Below are 20396 nucleotides of genomic sequence, written 5' to 3' on the forward strand. Positions count from 1 at the left end.
AAATATGCGTCAAAAGGCAATGGGGGCGGGGTCGTCCTTGCAAAAAAGATAGTGGCGCTGCCATCAAATAGGCTGCAGTTCCAGTGGGCTATTATGCGCCCTAAAGAGGGCAGCGAATGACCATGCCATCGTAGGCAGGGGTGATATGATCGGCAGTCTCGGCCTCTAGCGTGGCGTAGTCGAGATCAATATGCATATTGGTCAGCACTGCGCGTTTTGGCTGCATCCGCGCTATCCAGGCCAGGGCCTGGTCAAGATTGAAATGCGTGGGATGTGGGCTGCGGCGCAGGGAATCCAGCACCCAACAGTCCAGCCCTTCTAGTGCCTGTGTGGCATCCTCGGCTATTTCGACTACATCCGGCAGATAGGCGAGATTGCCAATGCGGAATCCCAGCGCATCCATAGCCCCGTGATTGACCTCAAATGGCAGGAAAGGGATCTCCCCGCCGGGGCCGTCGATCGTAAATGCGCCATCAATAGTTCGCAGGTCCAGGATCGGCGGATAGGGAGAGCCATTTGGTTGCACAAAAGCGTAGCCAAAGCGGGAGAGCAGCGCGTTCTGTGTGTCGCCATCAGCATAGACCGGCACGCGGGCGCGCATGTTGAAGACGATCATGCGCAGATCATCAATGCCATGCACATGATCCGCATGGGAATGCGTATAGACCACCCCATCCAGACGTCCGACATTGGCGTCCAGCAATTGGCTGCGCATGTCAGGGGAGGTGTCGATCAGCACCGTGGTGGTACCATCCGGCCCGTCACGCTCGACCAGCATCGAGCAGCGACGGCGGCGATTGCGTGGGTTCGTGGGATCACAGTCCCCCCAGTGACCGCCCAGGCGCGGCACCCCACCGGATGAGCCGCAGCCAAGGATTGTATAGCGCAGCTCGTTCATCAGGCAGCAGCCTCGACCTTGGCAGCCTTCCAGAACAAGCGGTCAAAATTGGCCTGGGTTTGGGCCGCAAAATCTGCGTAATCCATCTCAAAGACCTTAGCCCCTACCTGAGCAGTCAGGGCTGAATAGGCGGGCTCATTGCGTTTGCCGCGATGGGGCGGCGGGGCCAGATAGGGCGCGTCGGTCTCTACCAGAATACGGTCCAGCGGCGCCTCGGCAAAAATATCGCGTAGGTCCTGGCTTTTTGGGAAGGCGGCAATACCGGACATCGACAGGTAGAACCCAAGATCGAGAGCCGCGCGGCCCAGTTCGATTGAGGACGAGAAACAGTGCATTACGCAGTCAAAGGCACCGTTTTGCATCTCTTCTCGCAGGATTCGCGCCATATCGTCATCGGCGGCGCGGGCGTGAATGATCAGTGGCAGTTTGGTGTCGCGCGCGGCTGCAATATGAATACGCAAAGACTGCTGCTGAATATCTGCGCTTTCGGCTGTATAGTGATAGTCCAGACCGGTCTCGCCAATGCCGACAAACTTGGCGTGGTCCGCCAGGGCAACCAACTCATCATAGCTGGCCATAGGCTCAGAGGCGACGCTCATCGGATGGGTGCCTGCGGCGTAGAACACAGGCGCATGGGCCTCGGCGATGGCGCGTACGGTTGGCTCGTTCTTGAGCTTGGTGCAGATGGTTACCATGCGGGTCACACCCGCAGCCGCGGCGCGGGCAATCACCGCGTCCAGTTCGCCATCGAAATCTGGAAAATCCAGATGGCAATGGCTGTCGGTGATTTCGGGTGTCGTGTTGCTCATGCCTGCCTCGTCGTGTCTTGGGCCGCATTGGAGCGTTGCCCTGCTTTCAGGTCACCGGGACGCGGTCTCCTGCATCTTAAAAACCGTATCTAGGACAAGTGAAGCGGGGTCAAGGTTCACCGCCTGACCATGACGTGCACGCGCCGTGGCCTCTGCCGAGAGATCGGCCCAGGCGCGCCCCCGTAGAGGGGTGGCAGCCAGTCGGGTCAGCATCGCTGCCTCGCCAGTTGCGGCTTCGGGGAGGGGCGGTAGCCCGGTTGCGCCAGTACGGGCAAGCCGCGACAGGGCTATCTCAATCAGGGTCAGCAGCAGTTCAAACTTTTCCGCAGCACCGCGTTGCGCTGCGGCCTCAGCCAAAGCCATAGCGCGTTGACGGTCCAGCCGGGGCAAGGTGTCAAGGGTTTGCACCAGCTCGGCGTATATCTTGAGCCCATTCAGGTTAAGCAATCGCAATGCTGCGCCAACTGAGCCCGCTGCAAGTGCCGCAAGATGCGAGGTGTTTTCAGGCAGATCGGCCCCGGCTTGTACCAAGGCGGACTGCATGTCCTCCGCATCAAGCGGTCCCAAACGCAGCGTGCGGCAGCGCGAACGGATCGTCGGCAGCAGCCGGGAGGGCTGATGGGAGATCAACAAAAGCGTGGTCCGGGCAGGAGGTTCTTCGAGCATTTTTAGGAGGGCGTTGGCGGCACTGGTGTTCATATCATCTGCAGCATCCACAATGACCACGCGGCGCCCGCCATCGGTAGAGGACAGCCCAAAGAACCGATTCAGTTTTCGGATGTCATCGACCACGATCTGATCACGCAATTTGCCCTTGTCGTTGTAACTGCGACTAATGGCGGCCAGACCCGGCTCGGCCAGGGCTTGAATACGGTGAGAAACCGGATGCTCTGGGTCAATCAACAACGAGGTTGCCGGGGGAGGAGCGCCAAACAGACCCTCTTCGGCCGCTGGCGGGGCGAGCAGAAACCGGGCAATGCGCCAGGCCAGGGTTGCTTTACCGATACCCTGCGGTCCGGTGAGCAACCATCCGTGATGCAGACGATTGGAGTTAAAGGCAGTGAGGAAATCCTGCTCTGCCTGGTCCTGGCCAAAGAGTTTTAAGGTCTCACGTGGATGCGGGGCGCCTGGGGCTTGATCTGCGCGGGGCAGGTCTTCCTCCGCTTTGGCCTTCGGTGCGCGGCTCATTCCTGAGATGCCCCGGTGCGGGACGCCAGCGCCAGCTTGGTGTGGCGCAACACATCTGCGGCGACTGTGTCGATATCTTGTGCACCATCAACGACCCTGAAACGGGTAGAGAATTCTTCTGCCAGGGACAAAAAACCAGCCCGCATTTTTTCCTGCAACCCGAGGCCAAAATCCTCGAACCGTTCCTCGGTGCCCTGACGTCCCTTCGCACGGGATAGGCCGGTTGCGGGATCCATATCAATGAGCAGGGTCAGATCCGGCTCGCGTCCAATCATGAGTGTATGCAGCTGATCTACCGTGGTACGCAGATCGCCGCGCGACAGGCCCTGATACATGCGTGTGCTATCGGCAAAACGATCGCAGATCACCACCTTACCTGCAGCCAGAGCGGGCAAGATGGTGCGTTCCAGATGATCACGTCGCGCGGCTGTGAATAACAGGATCTCGGTTTCGGCAGACCATTTGTCGGGATCCCCCTCCAGCACCATCCTGCGGATCTCTTCGGCCCCCTCCGAGCCGCCAGGCTCGCGGGTGAGAACCACATCGTACCCGGCTAGGCGCAGAGTTTCGGCCAGGCGTTTGCATTGGGTTGATTTACCCGAACCATCAATACCTTCGAAGGTCAGGAACAGGCCGGTTGGCGTCTGCTTCATGTTCTGGGTCACTGTTCTTGTGCCTCGGGGCCATCAAGCAGCCGCCGGAACAGAACCTGAGCCGCCGTTTGGACCCGCAAAAAGAAACCAGCAGTGGCGACGTCCTGTTCCGCTACCAGGGGCAGGCGTATTTCGGGCAGCCCCTCCGGTTGGACAACCAGCTCGGCCAGTCTTTGTCCTTTGGTGACTGGCGCGTCGATTGGGCCGGAATAGACGACCTCGGCCTCTATTTCAGACCCTGCAAGGGCGGGCAGCAGAATTTCCAGATCTGTCTCAGGCATCAGACCTACCGATCGTTCAGCTCCACGCCAGATCTCTGCGCTGGCAACCGAGACACCGGCTTTGGCAACTGTCTTTTTGGCAAATTGGCGAAACGACCAATTAACAATGGCCTCAGCCTCCTCTGCGCGGGCCTTGTTGCTCTCCAATCCAGTAACCACAAAGATCACCCGGCGATCCCCCTGCACCGCAGAGCCAACCAAGCCATAGCCTGCTTCGGAGGTGTGGCCGGTTTTTAGGCCATCCGCGCCAATGCCCAGCCCCAACAGGGGGTTGCGGTTGCGGGTATTCGAGGGCGCGCGGCCGTCAAAGGCAAAGCTTTTCTCTGAAAACAGCGGGTAATACTGTGGGAAGTCTTCGATCAGATGTTCGGCAAGTACGCCAAGATCGCGCATAGACATACGATGCCCTATGGCTGGCCAACCGTTGGAATTGGCAAAGCTTGCATTCATCATGCCCAGCTCGTGCGCTCGTTTGGTCATGTAACGGGCAAAGCCTGCTTCGGTTCCATCAGGGCTGAGGGCCTCTGCAATAACGGCGCAGGCATCATTGCCTGAGAGCACGATAATACCGCGCAGCAGATCTTCGACCCGGACCCGGTCCGTGGTGTCCAGAAACATCGTGGAGCCGCCATAGCTCATGGCATGGGCGCTGACAGGCAGGCGTTCGTCCAGGGACAACCGACCATCGCGCAGCGCTTCAAAGGCGACATAGAGGGTCATCAGTTTGGACATCGAAGCCGGCGGCAGTGGCACTTCGGCGTTTTTAGACAAGAGCACGGTATCCGTGCCCTGGTCCAGCACAAAGGCCGCCCGTGCCCGAGTGTCATAAGCCGCAAGAGGGAGGGCCGTCAGGCAAAGCCCAAAGCCCCCGATGAGGGCAAGTTTGGCAAAGGGGCTGACCATTGATTTCACGCCTGTGGCCTCCTTAGAGATGGGCTGAAGAAAGTGCGGGCAGGGGCGGTGCTAGTTGGTGACAGCATAGGCATCAGTAAAGCCTGTTTCCTTGATCTTCTTCAGCAGTTGACTGCGCTCGCTCTTGGATTGGGCGGGGCCTACAACAACGCGCCAGAACGGTTTTCCATTCCCGGTTTGGGCAAGTACCGTGGGGATCAGACCCGCATTGCGCATCTGTGCTGCGGTGTTCTTTGCATTGCTTTCAACGCTGAAGATGCCGATCTGAATGAAGGGCTTGTCCAGCGACGAGACACGTGGTGCCGGGGCTACGGGCGCCTGCGGACTGGGCGCTGGCGCGGCCTCGATTGCGGCTGCGGCCCCTGCAATTGGATCCAGCGGCGTGGCTTCGATTTCAGTCGCGCCCAGGGCTCCAGTGGCCGCCTCTGCCAAGGGCTCGTTCTCCACAGTTGCGTCAGCCAGTTCTTCTTGGGGTTGATCTTCGGCTTCGCGACGTAGGGCGGTCACGTTTAGGTCAATTGGCGCGCCTGCCAGCATGCCAAGGGCCGCCGCCGCATCAGAGGAGATCTGCAATCGGGGACCTGGGATTTCACGCTCGCGACGGAACAGGGCCCCAATGACGAATTTGCCATTAGCAGTATTGCGGATAATCACACGTTCTGGGTCCTTGGCATCTGGATGTGCGACCCAAACACCACCCAGCGAGGGCCGCCCATCCCAGAGCCCGGCTTCGCTGACCTGAAACACATCAGGGGCTTCCACATCGCGTTCTACCAACTGTGTCCTGCTGGAGTTCGCTACTGCGGTCTCTGCTGGTTTGGGTTTGAGAAAACCAAGATTGGCACCCTCTTCACAGGCCGATAGAACCAGCACGGAAAGCAGCACGGCGGCAACGCCAGGCCCTGGTGTCCGTTTCGGCATAGGTGGTGTCATGTTTGTTTCCTTGCCTGTGCTCATAGCGTCAAAGCGCACCCTGCCGGATTTCCCGGTCATCGTTATGATTTGGCGAATGATAGCCTGCGGCGGCAGTCATGAAAACCCTATGTCCTGGCATGGCGCGTAAAAGCTCAGTCTTGGGCATTTTCTTGCGTAGTTCATGCCAAATTGAAGCTTCAAATCAGGGAGTGTTTGGGCGTCGGTACCTAGGGTGAAACTTTCCTCTTGCGTGTCGTCCAATCGCGCCTTAAACCGCCAAAAGACCGGGGAGGTGGCAGAGTGGTCGAATGCGGCGGTCTTGAAAACCGTTGAACGTGAGAGCGTTCCCAGGGTTCGAATCCCTGTCTCCCCGCCACTTACCCTTGAGAAACGTTTCTCCCCATCCGGCTGCGGTCGAGTTTTTCCGTTGTTTTCGAGGGTTATGAGGGAAGGGCTGAGCACTGGCGCTGGCGCAAGGAGGCCCAAAGGCGTTCTCTTGGGGCCCATATTCTCTGGGCCTAATGACTGCGGCGATTTGGTGTTCAGGTTGTAAGCCTCTGATACAAAATGGTTTACTGTAAAGTACGGCCAAGCACTTCGACTTCGGTCTCTACCCTATTAATGCGACCCGGTTCCAACCCGCCCGTTGTGGCGATTTCAAAATTCGAGCAAAATCGACGTTGCGGTCAGGCCGCCGACAATATCCGCAAACATAGGAGGACAACAAAGATCTACCTACTATTTTCTTCGGATTCTGCTGCCGCCCACATTCCGATTTCTTGGAAACATAACCGAACTCCGGAAAGCTATTTTCATAGGCTGGGCCAAAGCAAATCTGTGATGCTACGGGAACGTCGTGAAGGGGGTAGTTTCTTGGTTGATGTTGCATCCGGCTCTTGACCTTCCCTATCTTGCGGCCGACGATATTTTCGCGGGAATGCAGGAACCTGTGTACCGGCGCTTGTCTCCGGTGCGCCAAACTTCGATATTTTCGAGGAGATGAAACCAATTGGATGAACTGGTCGAATTCAACAATTCATTGCTTGAGGAAGTCGCAGCAGAAGCATCAGTAAGCGGTATTTCACAGGCTGACGCCTTTTTTGAGCGGATGGCGGCCCTTCTGGAGACAGAAGGTGAAATTGCAACGTCTGACCGCGTTAATTTTCTCGCCAACAGTCACGGCAAGACCGTTAGGATTGATGGTATCGGCGGCGACCCTCGTGAGTCCGACGGTATACTTAGCGTCATTGTCTGCGATTTTCACGATGGAAATGCGGCGGTCAAGATCAATGCCAGCGATGCCAAGAAGGCGTTTGGCCACCTGATCAACTTTGTCGCCGCCGCGCGTCGAGCTGCCTTCCGGGAAGACCTGATCGAAGGGAGCGCTGAAGCGGGTGCCGCTTCGATTATTACTTCGGCGTGGTCATCTATCACAAAGATCAAACTCATTCTTATGACCAATGCGACCTACAGTGCTAGGACAGACGCAGTTCTTGCGGGCAAGATTGATGGCATTCCTGTTACCTACAACATCTGGGATCTTACACGTTTTCACCGCTATGAGACGTCCGGACATGCTCGGGAAAAGATCATCGTCAATTTCCAAGAAGATTTTGGCGGCAGCATCCCAGCGCTGGCTGCATCGAGCAGCGGCGAACACCTCGACAGTTATCTTGTTGTGATCAGTGGTCATCAATTGGCTGAAATTTATGAGAAATGGGGGGCGCGGCTTTTGGAGTCTAACGTTCGAAGCTTCCTTCAGGCCCGCGGCGCTGTGAACCGGGGCATCCGGGACACCATCAAAGATGAACCGGCAATGTTCTTCAGCTATAATAACGGTCTGTCGGTAACGGCCGACAGCGTCGAGGTAGAGAAGACATCGGACGGTCTCAGGATCGTGTCCGCGGCCAACCTGCAGGTCGTAAATGGCGGTCAAACCACGGCCTCTCTCCACGCAGCTCGGAAAATCTCGCCAGAAACGCTCGAACAAGTCCACGTGCAGATGAAGTTGACAGTTGTTCCGTCGGATACTTCGGAAGAGGTCGTTCCGTTCATCTCGAAATACGCCAACAGCCAGAACAAGGTCAGCGCGGCGGATTTCTTCTCGAACCACCCATTCCATATGAGGATGGAAGAATACTCGAGACGAGTATTGGCTCCGGCCGTCGAGGGTACAAACCGAGAGACCAAATGGTTCTACGAGCGCGCAAGGGGGCAGTACCTTGTCGAGCGCGCCAAGAAAACCCAGGCCGGACGTCGGCGTTTTGATCTAGAAAACCCTAAACCACAGTACTTCGTCAAAACTGACCTTGCGAAGGTCGAGATGAGTTTCCGCATGCACCCTGACACGGTCAGCAAAGGCGCCCAGAAAAACTTTGGCGAGTTTGCCCAGACAATCGGGGCGGAATGGAACCGCAGTGACAAGAAGTTCGACGAAACATGGTATCGGCGCCTGATTTCAAAACTGATAATCTTCCGGCACCTCGAAAAGACAATTCCGAAACAGCCTTGGTACCCGGGCGGATACCGCGCGAATATTGTGACCTATTCTATATCCAAATTGGTGTCGGACGCGGATGAACGGGATCATGTTGTTGATCTTGATGCCGTATGGCGGCGTCAATCGGTATCGCGAGATCTTGGTGATGTATTATTGATTGCGGCGGAAGCGGCAGTAGAAGTAATAACCCACCCCGAAGCGGGAGTGAACAATATAACAGAATGGGGAAAGAAACAGGCTTGCTGGGCGACCTTGCAGCGGGTTGATATCGACTACGGGCCTGAATTCATGAACTGCCTCGTTGAGCCAGAGCAGGCCCGTGCTGTTCAAAGAGATGGCCGCCGCGAAGAAGCGGTGATTTCTGGCATCGAGGCGCAGACTTCGGTGATTGAGGCCGGAGGCGATTTCTGGAATCGGCTTAGGGAGTGGGGCGGAGCCAAGAGGATATTCAGCCCAAAAGAGGATGGCATACTAAAGGCTTGCGGCCTTTTTCCGTCCAAGTTGCCGTCGGAAAAACAAGCGGTCATCGCACTCGATCTTCTGGAGCGAGCCCGAGAGGAAGGCTACTCGGACAAGGGCGAATCTCCGAGGATTCGGATATCCTCCTTGTCACGACAGCACTAGGACAGGATTGTTGGCATCAATGGACCCGCCGCCAGCTGGTCAAACGGATGCGAACGCCTTGATCAGGGTCAGGCTCTTCAGCGTCTTTCGGTCTGATCCCGATCGAATACTGGTTGCCGAAGCTAACTCGTGATATTTCGAATTCGTCACCTTCTCGAGCGCCAACGTCCCGAAACCAACTCGTCATGTGTGTAATCCGGTACTCGTTTCTGGTGCCGCCTGGATCGTGAAGGCGGTTGTTGTAATAGACGAAACGGAATTTCAACGTGTGTCCGGTTTCGTCGGTGCACTCGATCCAAGCGTCAGGGTTCTTTACCTCCGGGTCAAGAGCCGGCAGCATTGCGAGAAGTTCCTTCTCGCCTTTGGGGATCAAGACGCCGCCTTGGTGTCCACCCGTTGTTCCAACATCATTGGCACTCAGTCGTTTTCGGAATTTCTCACTGCTCATGACTTCACCGGCATTATTTCGAGGGCACGTTTGAGATCATAGGCGTCACGGGTCGACACTGGTACGGTCTCGTTCGCGAGGTCGTTCTTCCAAGCGGACCGATCGATCATTACTTCCTCCACGGTATCCAAATAGAAAAGCCGATAGACTGTGACCGGTTCTGTTTGCCCTCTGCGATGTGCCCGTGCACTCGCTTGGGCTTCAAGCGCGGGATTCCATACCGGCGTGAAATGGATCACAACGGTTGCCGCGGTGATGTTCAGACCCGCACCCGCTGCTTTCGGGTTGAGGACCAAGCAGGCCGACCCTTCATGGGCAGCGAACAAATCGATGATGGTTTGCCTGTCCTCCTGGGGAGTTGAGCCATTGATCGCTCCCCAATGCGTATCAGGCAAATGGGAACACGCCTGCTTGAGCAGATCACCGATCCGATTGAAAAGAGCGAAAACAATGACCTTTCTACCATTGGCAAACGCCTCGCGAAGCAGGTCGACTGCCCGCTCCATCTTGGGTGTGACAAGAGGCATGTCTGCGGCTGGGACTAAAGCTGCACATTCTTCGTTTTCCCCCGAGTTGCGTAACCAGGGATGGGCACAAACGAGCTGCAACTGGAGAGTCGCAACAAGAGCGCCCGCGACCGGATATTTCTCCATTGTGGCGTCACGTACATCGCGATAGTGGTCGATCAGCCGGTCGTCGAGTTCGAGCGGAACATCCACGTCAATCCTTTCCGGTAGATCGCTGGCTACATCCGCGACCCGACGTTTTAGGATAATCGGATCGGTGAGGTGCTTCAGTTGTTGGCCTGAGTCGAGACTATCAGGAAAACTGCCTTCGAACTCTGATAGATTGCCCAAAAGCCCTGGAATGGCGAAATCCGTCAAAGACCAAAGGTCGACCAAGCTATTTTCGACCGGAGTCCCGGTCATTGGAATGGCGCGTTTTCGGGGGATGGTTGCGATTGCTTGGCGACGGTTCGATTGCGGGTTCTTGATTGCCTGTGCTTCATCGCAAATTACCCAAGACCATTCGAGGCTCGAAAAAATGGCGATATCATTTACCATGGTATCATAGGTTGTGATCAGCACTTGGGACACTTTTAGCCCTGCAACCACCCCAGTCCTGTGCGCTCCTCTATGAACAGCTACATCCAAGGTCGGCGCGAACCTAGTAATCTCACGCACCCAGTTGGCAATTAGACTGGTGGGGCAGACAATCAATGCCGGTGCCTGGGGCCCGGGCGGATCGATCATGAGCAGCGCGATGATTTGGAGTGTCTTGCCGAGGCCCATTTCATCTGCGAGGATCAGGCCGCCAGTTCGGGAGATCGTGTCCCACATCCATTGGACGCCTCTCGCCTGATAGGGAAATAGCTCCGCCTCCAAGCCCGCGATACCGATCGTATCGCTTTTTAGTTCTGCAGCCTCCTTGCCCGGCTTCATGATCGCTTCCGACGGCGCGGTGGTGATGCCATCCTCATTCGACCTCATGAGTCGGATCGCAGTGCTGAATGAAATATCAGTGGGATCGACACCGCCGATTTTTTGCACGAGCACCTGCGTCGCATCACGCGGGAGGGGGCGAATTATCGTACCATCGACCACCCAGCAATGGCGATTGGTTGGGGCTATAAACTCATGTCGCACGCCCCGTACTATTCTGACGCCGCCCAATCGCGCGACGATACGGTTCTCCTCACGCTCAAGGCGGACAATTGGTTCCAGAAGTCTTTCTGAAATAGTATGACCACCGGGAGGAGCCTCTTTCAGGTCGCCAAAAGACTCGGGGAGTTTCGTGTAGTCAACCAAGATGTTCCTCCAGCATGCGCCTAATGTACTCGATATCCCAAGGCACCGGTCGCCGCGTGTGGGCCGCCCGATGACAAGATGGACATAGTGGTAACAGGTCGGTTGCGGGGTCGTAGGGTTTGGGAGCCGCGATATTTGCTAGTGGCTCCAGATGGTGCACTTCAATTATGCCGCCAGCATCGTCGCCGTAGCGTCGACGTGGTTCGAGACCACAAGCTGCGCAGGTCTCACCGTGCAAGCGGATGCAGAGAAGCCGGTTGCGAGGGTTGCGCTCACGGCGATTGACGAGAGAAGGCTTTATTGCTCCTTCGAATGCTGGCTCATCGCAGATCACGTCATCTTCGACCACGTCGTACCCGATGAGTTCGGCCATCGCCGCCATCATGGGCACGATCACTTCGCGGCAGGTATGGGAAACTGCTTCATCCGAGTCGGGTCGAACGTCGTGCCGTATTGTTGCAGCCATACGGAAAGAGCCATCGTTTACAGTCCAGTCATCGAGCGCCTGTGCCGAAATGGAAAGGCTCGCGGCTTGATCAATGGATGCGACCAGTGCCATGGCCAGCTGTCGATCCTCGGCCGACGCCTGACGAATCTGGCGAATAACGGCACCGGAGAAATTTCCGAATGCCAAGTTGACGCGATGTGCTTTGAGACCGTGGGGTCTAATTTCCGCGACGGGACCGTGCTGCTGGTCAAGGTCATCGAACCATATTTTCATGCCAGAGCGCAGCCCGCCATTGTCTATGGCGACTGCAATGACGGCACCAGTGCCTTCCTCCAGTTCACGAACGATGAGTTCCTGTTTCGCTGCCAGCATCAGTCGTCATCATCTTCTGCCAGTTCGCCTGGTTCAGGATCAGGTAAGTTCCGCAGAAGTTTACGTAGGTTGTTTGATATCTCGGTGCGGATATCTTCGAAAATGGGTTCGAGTTCGTCATTTGTATTGTTCTGTTCGGCCGCTGCGAATGCCCACAGCAAAAGGTCCATTCCTTCCACTGCATATCCGTTTGCAGCGGCTCGCTGATAAATTTTCTGGTAATAGTCGTGGTGTTTATTCAAAAGAACGGACGGCACATGCCCGTCGTTTCCGGTGCTCCGGAAAGCTGGTTGCCAGAGTTCCCCACTATTGATCGATTCAACCGCTTCAACATGCACGTAATCGGGGCTGACATTGTTCTGGATCGGTGACTTGATCCGGATCTTCGGGCCCATGTTGTTGGATATCTCCGCAGACTGGCCTTCTGGATCCACGGACGTCACCTGTGCCTTCGTGGCATTCGTCGTCGCCGCGATGTTCTTATTGGAACTACCGTGATCCACTTTGTTTTTCGCATTGGCCTGCGCTCTGCTCTGCCTCCGATAGCGGTTCCCTGCCTCACGGTATATTGGCTGTAGAAGCGTTCGGAGGCCGTCCTCGAGATCAGGGTGGAAAAGAATGCGAGATTTTTTCACATCGATTCTGAAAGCGTCGTCCAGTTCATGTCCAAAATCAAACTCGATCCTCAAAAGGGAAGTGTGAGGTTCGGGCGCGCCGAAGACATCCATCCAGCCGCCATCTTGGATTAACCGTCCCTCGCGGAATACGTAGAAGCCTTGAGCCCGGTTCGAGATACGGGCGTATTCACGTTCCTCATCCTTTGTCATGTCGCGACGGTGTGGAAGAATCCATGCGTGGATCGTGGCACGTTCCTCCGAGCCATCCGGCATCTCAACCAATAGTGTCTGCTTTTTTAGTGGAAGAACCTGTTCTGACCTTTTGGGGTAGAAAGGATTCCACGGCACAACTGGGCTGCTGTTAATGAAAATTTCTATATCCCGCTCGCGCTTATCGGATTTGTCGGTAAAGCGGTGGTAAACTAATGAGAGATGTTTGCTGAGGGTGTCAGCCAGCCGCTTGATTGCAGCTTGTTCCTTGGTCCCCCCCGCTTCGTATTCTTTGGACAAGATCCGGTCACACTTTTCCCAAATTACGAGGGTTCCCGTGTCGCCGCAGAGTTCTTCGAACATTTCTTCTTCATCAGACGATACCGGCTCGCGCAGCATTTCCCACCTGCCGCGTTCCTTCACATGATCGAGATCCCATGCAAGTTTTACCAAAGGCTGCTCTGTGGTAGCCCGCGAAACGATGGTGAATTTCAAGCAGACCGAACTTGAAGCCGTCTTGAGCCCGAGCCCGAATTTTCCCAGGCTTTCAGGGTTCTCGCGTACAGGCGCGCCGTAGCGCATAGCGCGATGGATCGTTTCTTCATCCATCCCGACACCGTTGTCGCCAAAATAGACCAGTTTTCTTCCGTCTTCGTGAAGGACAATCTCGACATTGATGTGGTCGGCTTTGGCAGCAATCGAATTGTCAATAATATCGGCAGCGGCGGTCTTTACATTGTAACCAGTGTCGCGCAGACCGAATATCAGGCGCGGGGCATCCGGTTCATTTATCAGGTCATTCATCCTGCTCTTCCTCTCTCCAGCGTCGTTCCGACAATCTGGATTTATCAATCAAAAAATTTCTCACCTATTTGGTATTTCGCCGAAAACCTCTTTTCCGCGCAACCAAGCTGCGATCTTGCCTATGAGATCTTCTAGGGATAAGCGCTTCGTCGCACATTCCCAAACTGTCAGTACGCGCCACCCTGATGCGGTAAGCGTTTGTGCAGTTTTCTGATCACGTTCGACATTTTTTTCCAACTTTTCTCGCCAAAATTCAGTTCGGGTTTTTGGCAATCTAAAATATGAGCAACCGTTGTGCGCGTGCCAGAAGCAACCGTGAACGAAAAGTGCTGCACGGTATTTCGGCAACACGAGATCGGGCTTGCCTACAAGATGGCGGCTGTGGAGACGGTACCTGAACCCGAGACCATGCAATCCCTTGCGGACAATCATCTCGGGCTTTGTATCTTTTGGTCTAATCCCAGCCATCATTTCCGATCTGGACATCGGTGATCGTTTCTCAGGCACTTTGGTTTCTCCGCGGCCTCAATGCGACAGTATTTTCAATCCATGGGGCCATGGCTTCGGCGATCGCTATTGCGACCGGTGCCGCAACCGCATTGCCGAATTGACGGTACGCCTGTGCGTCGGAAACCGGGATGTTCCATGGGCGGTTGGAGCCGGGACGGTCGAAACCCATGAGACGGGCGCATTCGCGTGGCGTCAGTCGCCGAGGGTTCTTCCCGGGTTGCGCGATCAGGATTTCTGACCCGTCCTTGTAATACCTTGCGCTTAGTGTCCGGGCGACGCTTTCGGGAGTGCATAGGCCGAAGCCGAAGCCGTTACCGGCTGCTTTATGTTTTGCGGCGTAATTTTGGAGGTAGGCCCAAAGCTTGTCAGACAGTGTGTACTTGTCGGCAATACGCGCTAGGTGACCTTCTGTATAGGGCGGCTCGGCGATCTCGGACCCGTTCTCGGGATGAAGAATGTCCGAAAGCCGTGGGTTCGGTCCCGGAGGGATCACCACATCGTCGAGGCAGAAACGCGTGGGAACATCGCGACGGAAGCCCGAGATAAATATGCGCTCACGGTGCTGTGGCACCCAAGAGCGTGCGTCTATCACTTTGTGATCCACCTCGTAACCGAGTTCGTCAAGCGCATGTAGGATGACCCTCATGGTGTTACCCTTGTCATGGGACAGCAGATTCTTGACGTTTTCCAGAAGGAAGGCGCGCGGGCGATGATGGGCAATGATTCTCACGACATCAAAAAAGAGCGTTCCTTGGGTCTCATCTAGAAAGCCGTGAGCACGGCCCAGTGAGTTCTTTTTGCTTACTCCGGCGATGCTGAAAGGCTGGCATGGGAAGCCAGCAAGCAAGACATCGTGAGCTGGAATTTCCGCTTCTGAAATTTCCGTGATGTCACCACTGAGCGGGTGTTCGTCCCCGAAATTCGCAGAGTAGGTTTCCTGCGAGAAGCGGTTCCACTCGCTAGTGAAAACACAGGTTCCGCCGGCAGCTTCGAAACCAACGCGTAAACCTCCGATACCGGCAAAAAGATCGATGAAACTAAAACTACTCGGCGATTTGTGCATGTACTGACCCTCTCTGATGGTACCATATCTAGCTTTCAATCCAGATGGAATAACAAGAGTTGCGGAATAAAGCATGAACATCTGGGTGGTCCAAGAATCCCTTCCGCCACGGACAGACTCGAACATCAGTCGTTTTGGCGGTCGCCTTGCAGAAATTCGGTGAACACGCGGGTTGACTTGGAGTTGTACTGAAATGCAGCTGCGCTCACCTTTGAAAAATTGCAGAGCGTCACGAATGCAATCGCGGCCTCTAGATTAGTCCGCTAGCCAAAGCGTTCCAGCTGTTGTCGCCAATCCATCGGTAATGGCTCCAGAAGCCACGCCAGCGTCAGATCCGGTCCCTGCGTCCCGTCGAGAACCACTTCGACGATATCCGGCGCGAGCAGTGTCAGGCGTAGGACACGGGTCATGTAGGACGGCGCGATTCCTTCGCTATCCGCGAGCTCGGCGATGGTCGTGAACTCGCCGGATTTCAACATCCTTTTCCATCGAAACGCTCGCGCCAGCGCCTTGACCAGCGTGCCGTCTGTTTTCTGTTGGCGCGGAGCGTCAGGGGGTAGCTGCATTTCTTTACGGCCACCACGTTTCACGATTCGGAACGGGATGTGCACTGTCACCGTTTCCGAGACTGGTTTCGCGCGGGTCATGCCGCCGCTCCGAGATCAGCCATCATTTCGTGCGCCAATCCGGTCAGACCATCCATTCGGAGGCGCACATCAAGGCCATCAACACCTATATCGATCCGCTCGATCAGCAGCGCTGCGATGCGCGCCTGTTCGGCGGGGAAAAGTTCATCCCACAGTGGGTCCAGTTGTTGCAGCGCCACACGTGCGTCGCCCTCGGTGACCTCGCCGTCCTGCGCGCGCGCCTCTTTCCATGTACCCGCCACGATTTCGGGTTGGCGGAACACGGAGCGGAGCTGGTTGATGACGGCGGCTTCTATCTCGCCAGCGGGAACACGTCCGATCTCGCAGGTTCCCGCACCGTGTTTCAGAATGGTCTGGCTGACATAGTAGCGATAGAGTTTGCCACCCTTGCGCGTGTGTGTCGGGGAGAAGGCTGCACCGTCAGGACCATATAGCAGCCCTTTCAGCAGCGCAGGTGTGTCCGCACGGGTGCGGGCGGCGCGCTTGCGGGGGCTTTCTTTCAGAACCGCATGAACCTTGTCCCATATATCGCGGTCAATGATGGCATCATGCTCGCCGGGATAGCTGTCTCCTTTATGGACCGCTTCTCCGAGATAGGCACGGTTGTTCAGCATGCGATAGATGAATTTCTTGTCCATCGCGTTGCCTTTCGGGGTACGAATGCCTTTTGCCGCAAGTTCGCGCGCCAAAACAGTACCAGAACCAATACGAATGAAACGCTCAAAAGCCCAGCGGACGATGCTGGAGCGTTCTTCATCCACCACCAGTTTTCTGTTTTCAACGCGGTATCCGAAAGGCGGCACCCCGCCCATCCACATGCCCTTCATCCGGCTGGCGCGGAATTTGTCACGGATGCGTTCGGCCGTGACCTCGCGTTCGAATTGGGCAAAACTGAGCAAGATGTTCAGGGTCAGCCGCCCCATGGAGGTGGTGGTGTTGAATGACTGGGTGACGGATACAAAGGTCACGTCGTTACGGTCGAATACCTCGACCAGCTTGGAAAAATCCATCAGCGCCCGTGACAGGCGGTCGATCTTGTAGACGACGACAACATCCACCAATCCATCTTCGACGTCGGCGAGCAGCTGTTTCAGGCCCGCCCGCTCCAGCGTGCCGCCGGAGATGCCGCCGTCATCATATTGATCGCGCACCAGCACCCAGCCCTCGGACCGCTGGCTGGCGATGTACGCCTCGCAGGCCTCGCGTTGGGCGTGCAGGCTGTTGAATTCCTGCTCCAGCCCTTCCTCCGAGGATTTGCGGGTGTAGATGGCGCAGCGCAGTTTGCGGATGATCGGTTTGCTCATGTTGATCTCCGATGGTTTTTCAACCCGAAGAACACCCAGCCATTCCAGCGCGTGCCGGTTATCGCGCGGGCAATGGCCGAGAGCGACTTGTACGGTCGCCCCTGCCAGTCGAAGCCGTCAGCGGTGACGGTGACGAGATGTTCGACGCCTTGCCATTCACGGATCAGGCGCGTGCCGACGATGGGCATCAGATCCGCACGGATGCGGCTTTTCTTGCGATCACCGCCGTCCAGCTGTTCGCCAAGAACTTCAAGCCGCTTGACCGTTTGCGGCTTCAACCCGCCATAGGCGAGTTCCTGAATTCGATAGGCCAACCGGCTTTCCAGATAGCGGCGGTTGAACGGCGGCGGCTCGCTGTCAAACAGCTCGCGCCATTGCTGTTTCAGGTCCGGTGTCGAAGTGGATTTCAGCGCCGCCAGGCGCGCGGGGATGGGATCGGGTTTGGTCATGCGGGTCTCCGTTTGGTTGGAGTTGCACTACCGCTCTGGTCGACCGAGTTGTGTAGCGGAAATTCTCCATTTGTTGCAGAGATTTGCGGAATGTCTCGTGACCGCAAACGAACGAGACCAGCCGCCAGTAGACCACAAAGTTCGGCCCGGCGTCCGGTGGGTGTCATCAGTTCAGGCGGTAGGGCGTTTGGGCGTTTCATGTGGGCCTCACTTTTGTGTGCTCACATGGGAAAAGCCTGTTTGTTGCGGGTTTCGGGACATTGCCCCCCGAAACCTGTGCAGCGTTGGGCTACCGGGCATTCAGGGATGAAGTGACACGCAACAGTTGTGCGCCGTGTCGGCAACCAATAGGCTGCGGAAAAACAAAAACTGATTTTTCCGAGGTATTCGAATGGCGAGCAAGAATTCCAAAACCGGCCCTTTGCTGCACAGTCTTGTCGAGGATGCTCCGAGCAATCTTGTCCGTGAGCTCGTTTCATTGCCGCGAGGGGAAAACGAAATTGAAATCGTTTTGCCGTTAGAAGAAACGGGGGACGAGGAATTCCGCCAGAAATTATTGGAAACGTTATCTGAATTTGATCACGATGATTTGCGGCCGTTGGAGCATAGATGCCGGCGGATTCATTTGCTTGCTGAGGGAAAAGGCGTTTCATCTCTCGAAACAATTGTCGATCAGAGATTGGATGACGAACAACATGGGCAATACTCAAGCCAGCAAGATCCGATTTGCAGAAGTGTCTGGATCTTTCTGAATCATCGCCAAGCATTCCAGGATGCGGAGAGCTTCCATTATGCTCGTCAATTCCGTGATCATGGCAAATTATATGACGCCTTTGAGGTTGAATTGGAAAATGCCGTAAGTATCGATGCGGCCGCAATCGACGAACCTGCGTTGGCGTCGAAAATCACCGAGGTCCTCGAACTCAAAACGGCTTGCACCGTCAAGGCGCTTGATTTGCCGGCAACGGACCCACATCCCGCGTCGATCATGCTGATTGTTCGGCACGGCGGTCCATTGTCGAGCGTTCACGATCATCGTGACGATGGACGGCGCGGAACGATCTATTTCCGGCCACCGAACGAGGCGACATTGATCTATACCCCGTCGAAGCGGCAGATCGAAATCTGTGCCGACAGCCCGGTCGTCCGGCAGAAGGTGGGTGATGCCTTTGCCGAAGTGACACTTGAACACGACATTTCTCAGAAACCGTTGACCTGGAAGCGCTACAACCTCGGTCGATTTCGATCGTCCCTGACACTTCCAATCCCGGAGATCGACGGCTTCGAGATCCAGGTGGCGCGGGTTCTGGAGGTGGAAGTCCGCCTGGGCCATTGGAGCCGAAAGCTGGCTCTCAAGGTTGCTATAGGTGATGATATCCAGGACGTCGCAACCAAATACCTTGGCAGGGGTAACATCTTCAGGCGCGCTGACAGCTTCAGCCGCATCGGTATCGCGGTCAAATACAACCAATCTGGCGATGACAAGGAGCGGTCCCTTAATATCACTGTGTCGGGGGCCAAAAGCTGCAATCTCCAGAGCAACAAAGATCCGGACGAGCGCAACTTTGGATTCGCACTGTTACACGAATGGGGAATCCTGAGTGCATTCCGTCAGGTCGACAATGGCGATTTGCGCTCCATGTTGCCGCAACTGGTGGATCTGTATGATCGCGAGGAAGACGAGGTTTCCGGCGGCTATCTCGCCGAAATCGGTCTCGATCCCGGACGACTGATAGAAGGCGGTCTGCTTGAACGGCGTGATAGGCAAGACGTCGTCCTCATCGACGAAGACGACATCAATGGCGAGGTTGCGCTGAAACCCTCATCGACCCCTGGCCAGGTTCAGGCAACAGGTCCGTTCGGCGAGGATGCAGGGAGGCGCCCGGTTGCAGACCTGGAACGTTACCAGATCAATCGCGAATGGCTGCAAGAAACCGTGGTAAAACTCGTGCGACCGCTGCTTACGAGCAAGGGGACGCAGGTCATCGATCAGGATCTGATTCTGTTGGGGAACATGGGCACCGATGGAGCCAGCACCCCGGTCTATTTCGCGCGGCGGCTGGGCGATCCGGTGATCATCAACAAACTGGACCAGCTTCTGAGGGCTCGGAATATGTCCGGGATCGGTGTTGTCCTGTCGTCCAGCCCAGAGACCCTGACATGTCTGGGCCCCAACGTCGTGGTTCCATTGCTCTCACATCTTGAAGGGGAAGGAACCGAACAAGCGTTGTCCCGGGATGCGGTTATGCAAACCTTTGATACCGGGCGGAACTTTGCATTGGGCGGCAGCACGGTGGCAGTTAACAAATCCGGAACCCAATCCGCATCATTGTGCATTCCCGGAAAAGCACCACTGGCCATTCTTGGAGCAAATCAGATCCGGATCTTCGAAAAACTGGTTGCAGCCCATCTGGCTGGAAGCCCGGACGTGAAAACGGCGGAGCTTATTGAGGACACCGGGGTCAAAAGCCCACAGCAGGCATTCAAGAAGCCGATGTGGGATAGCATTCTCGACGTCTACATCGCCAAGGGACCAACGCGCGGTTACTGGCGTCTCGCAGGCTAGGCGCAAAGCTTCCTTAGACGCTGGTCTAACAAATTGGCGGGGACGGTCTAAAAAACCGCTGCTTATTGGAAAGGCTCACTCAACAGAGGAGCATTTCCATGCCGACTCCCGATCACCATCGCCGTCCAGCGCGACAGACCGGTTCCACACCCCGCCAGGGCGGGCCGACCAACACCCCAACAAATGACTGGCGCTGCACGCGCTGTGACAAGCTGCTCGGAGTTTTCCGGGACGGCGGCATGCACCTGCGTTTTGCCCGGGGGCACGAGTATTTTGTCGGCTTTCCCGTCGTGGCCACCTGCCGCGGTTGCGGGACGTTGAACCAGACGACGGCTCCGATGCGCTAAGGCGCACTCTCTAAATCCCATGA

At 56.1% G+C, this 20396-nt stretch carries 17 protein-coding genes and 1 tRNA gene; 3 read left to right on the plus strand and 15 right to left on the minus strand.

Going from position 1 to position 20396, the window contains the following annotated elements; all coding sequences use genetic code 11:
• Nucleotides 1–100: 100 nt before the first annotated feature.
• From MED193_RS18070 to MED193_RS18095, 6 genes are read right to left on the minus strand one after another with little or no spacing between them, the layout of a single operon-like run.
• Nucleotides 101–898 carry an MBL fold metallo-hydrolase gene (locus tag MED193_RS18070; protein WP_009811203.1) on the minus strand — a complete coding sequence of 266 codons (798 nt, stop codon included), beginning with the start codon at nt 896–898 and terminating at the stop codon, nt 101–103.
• The gene (locus tag MED193_RS18075; RefSeq protein WP_009811204.1) at nt 898–1707 is read right to left on the minus strand and encodes a TatD family hydrolase; all 810 of its coding nucleotides are present in this window, start codon (nt 1705–1707) and stop codon (nt 898–900) included. The genes MED193_RS18070 and MED193_RS18075 overlap by 1 nt, the downstream gene beginning before the upstream one ends.
• A gap of 51 nt (nt 1708–1758) precedes the next feature.
• The gene (locus MED193_RS18080) at nt 1759–2895 is read right to left on the minus strand and encodes a DNA polymerase III subunit delta' (protein ID WP_009811205.1); all 1137 of its coding nucleotides are present in this window, start codon (nt 2893–2895) and stop codon (nt 1759–1761) included.
• Nucleotides 2892–3548 carry a dTMP kinase gene (tmk, locus tag MED193_RS18085; RefSeq protein WP_009811206.1) on the minus strand — a complete coding sequence of 219 codons (657 nt, stop codon included), beginning with the start codon at nt 3546–3548 and terminating at the stop codon, nt 2892–2894. Before tmk ends, MED193_RS18080 begins: the two co-directional genes overlap by 4 nt.
• A gap of 8 nt (nt 3549–3556) precedes the next feature.
• Complete coding sequence (locus tag MED193_RS18090; protein ID WP_009811207.1) at nt 3557–4732, minus strand: D-alanyl-D-alanine carboxypeptidase family protein; 1176 nt, start codon at nt 4730–4732, stop codon at nt 3557–3559.
• Between the two features lie 60 nt (nt 4733–4792).
• Nucleotides 4793–5674 carry an SPOR domain-containing protein gene (locus tag MED193_RS18095; RefSeq protein WP_198133867.1) on the minus strand — a complete coding sequence of 294 codons (882 nt, stop codon included), beginning with the start codon at nt 5672–5674 and terminating at the stop codon, nt 4793–4795.
• A 268-nt stretch (nt 5675–5942) separates the two neighbouring features.
• On the opposite strand from MED193_RS18095, the gene MED193_RS18100 reads away from it, so the two are divergent.
• Nucleotides 5943–6032: transfer RNA gene (locus MED193_RS18100), tRNA-Ser, on the plus strand.
• Nucleotides 6033–6665: 633 nt separating this feature from the next.
• A complete protein-coding gene (locus MED193_RS18105) occupies nt 6666–8780 on the plus strand; it encodes an AIPR family protein (protein WP_009811210.1) in 2115 nt (704 codons plus the stop codon).
• Nucleotides 8781–8796: 16 nt separating this feature from the next.
• Here MED193_RS18105 and MED193_RS18110 read toward each other — a convergent pair whose 3' ends face one another.
• The 9 genes from MED193_RS18110 to MED193_RS18145 all read right to left on the minus strand — a co-directional run bounded on the left by MED193_RS18110 (nt 8797) and on the right by MED193_RS18145 (nt 17460).
• Complete coding sequence (locus MED193_RS18110) at nt 8797–9228, minus strand: EcoRII N-terminal effector-binding domain-containing protein (RefSeq protein WP_009811211.1); 432 nt, start codon at nt 9226–9228, stop codon at nt 8797–8799.
• Nucleotides 9225–11036 (minus strand): DEAD/DEAH box helicase, encoded by a 1812-nt coding sequence (locus tag MED193_RS18115; RefSeq protein WP_009811212.1) that lies wholly within the window; start codon nt 11034–11036, stop codon nt 9225–9227. The genes MED193_RS18110 and MED193_RS18115 overlap by 4 nt, the downstream gene beginning before the upstream one ends.
• On the minus strand, nt 11029–11856 hold the full coding sequence (locus MED193_RS18120; protein ID WP_009811213.1) for an HNH endonuclease: 828 nt from the start codon (nt 11854–11856) through the stop codon (nt 11029–11031). The genes MED193_RS18115 and MED193_RS18120 overlap by 8 nt, the downstream gene beginning before the upstream one ends.
• Nucleotides 11856–13487 carry an ATP-binding protein gene (locus tag MED193_RS18125; protein WP_039966369.1) on the minus strand — a complete coding sequence of 544 codons (1632 nt, stop codon included), beginning with the start codon at nt 13485–13487 and terminating at the stop codon, nt 11856–11858. Before MED193_RS18125 ends, MED193_RS18120 begins: the two co-directional genes overlap by 1 nt.
• A gap of 60 nt (nt 13488–13547) precedes the next feature.
• Nucleotides 13548–13994, minus strand: coding sequence for a very short patch repair endonuclease (locus MED193_RS22665; protein ID WP_302621670.1), 447 nt, complete (start codon nt 13992–13994; stop codon nt 13548–13550).
• On the minus strand, nt 13987–15141 hold the full coding sequence (gene dcm, locus MED193_RS18130) for a DNA (cytosine-5-)-methyltransferase (RefSeq protein ID WP_302621671.1): 1155 nt from the start codon (nt 15139–15141) through the stop codon (nt 13987–13989). The genes MED193_RS22665 and dcm overlap by 8 nt, the downstream gene beginning before the upstream one ends.
• Nucleotides 15142–15323: 182 nt before the next feature.
• A complete protein-coding gene (locus tag MED193_RS18135) occupies nt 15324–15707 on the minus strand; it encodes a hypothetical protein (RefSeq protein WP_009811219.1) in 384 nt (127 codons plus the stop codon).
• Nucleotides 15704–17011 carry a recombinase family protein gene (locus tag MED193_RS18140; protein WP_009811220.1) on the minus strand — a complete coding sequence of 436 codons (1308 nt, stop codon included), beginning with the start codon at nt 17009–17011 and terminating at the stop codon, nt 15704–15706. Before MED193_RS18140 ends, MED193_RS18135 begins: the two co-directional genes overlap by 4 nt.
• The gene (locus MED193_RS18145; RefSeq protein WP_009811221.1) at nt 17008–17460 is read right to left on the minus strand and encodes a DUF2924 domain-containing protein; all 453 of its coding nucleotides are present in this window, start codon (nt 17458–17460) and stop codon (nt 17008–17010) included. Before MED193_RS18145 ends, MED193_RS18140 begins: the two co-directional genes overlap by 4 nt.
• A gap of 391 nt (nt 17461–17851) precedes the next feature.
• Here MED193_RS18145 and MED193_RS18150 point away from each other — a divergent pair, with 391 nt between their 5' ends.
• A complete protein-coding gene (locus MED193_RS18150; RefSeq protein WP_009811222.1) occupies nt 17852–20026 on the plus strand; it encodes a hypothetical protein in 2175 nt (724 codons plus the stop codon).
• Nucleotides 20027–20396: the final 370 nt, after the last annotated feature.

This window comes from Roseobacter sp. MED193 (genome assembly GCF_000152965.1).
Classification (GTDB): Bacteria; Pseudomonadota; Alphaproteobacteria; order Rhodobacterales; family Rhodobacteraceae; genus Pseudophaeobacter.

Bases quoted from the DNA above. Each gene is read 5' to 3' on its own strand.
- MED193_RS18150 (WP_009811222.1), top strand. From the start codon at position 17,852: ATGGCGAGCAAGAATTCCAAAACCGGCCCTTTGCTGCACAGTCTTGTC.
- MED193_RS18075 (WP_009811204.1), bottom strand. From the start codon at position 1,707: ATGAGCAACACGACACCCGAAATCACCGACAGCCATTGCCATCTGGAT.
- MED193_RS18135 (WP_009811219.1), bottom strand. From the start codon at position 15,707: ATGACCCGCGCGAAACCAGTCTCGGAAACGGTGACAGTGCACATCCCG.
- MED193_RS18125 (WP_039966369.1), bottom strand. From the start codon at position 13,487: ATGAATGACCTGATAAATGAACCGGATGCCCCGCGCCTGATATTCGGT.
- MED193_RS18145 (WP_009811221.1), bottom strand. From the start codon at position 17,460: ATGACCAAACCCGATCCCATCCCCGCGCGCCTGGCGGCGCTGAAATCC.
- tmk (WP_009811206.1), bottom strand. From the start codon at position 3,548: ATGAAGCAGACGCCAACCGGCCTGTTCCTGACCTTCGAAGGTATTGAT.
- MED193_RS18090 (WP_009811207.1), bottom strand. From the start codon at position 4,732: ATGGTCAGCCCCTTTGCCAAACTTGCCCTCATCGGGGGCTTTGGGCTT.
- MED193_RS18110 (WP_009811211.1), bottom strand. From the start codon at position 9,228: ATGAGCAGTGAGAAATTCCGAAAACGACTGAGTGCCAATGATGTTGGA.
- MED193_RS18095 (WP_198133867.1), bottom strand. From the start codon at position 5,674: ATGACACCACCTATGCCGAAACGGACACCAGGGCCTGGCGTTGCCGCC.
- MED193_RS18120 (WP_009811213.1), bottom strand. From the start codon at position 11,856: ATGCTGGCAGCGAAACAGGAACTCATCGTTCGTGAACTGGAGGAAGGC.
- MED193_RS18140 (WP_009811220.1), bottom strand. From the start codon at position 17,011: ATGAGCAAACCGATCATCCGCAAACTGCGCTGCGCCATCTACACCCGC.
- MED193_RS18070 (WP_009811203.1), bottom strand. From the start codon at position 898: ATGAACGAGCTGCGCTATACAATCCTTGGCTGCGGCTCATCCGGTGGG.
- MED193_RS18080 (WP_009811205.1), bottom strand. From the start codon at position 2,895: ATGAGCCGCGCACCGAAGGCCAAAGCGGAGGAAGACCTGCCCCGCGCA.
- dcm (WP_302621671.1), bottom strand. From the start codon at position 15,141: ATGTTCATGCTTTATTCCGCAACTCTTGTTATTCCATCTGGATTGAAA.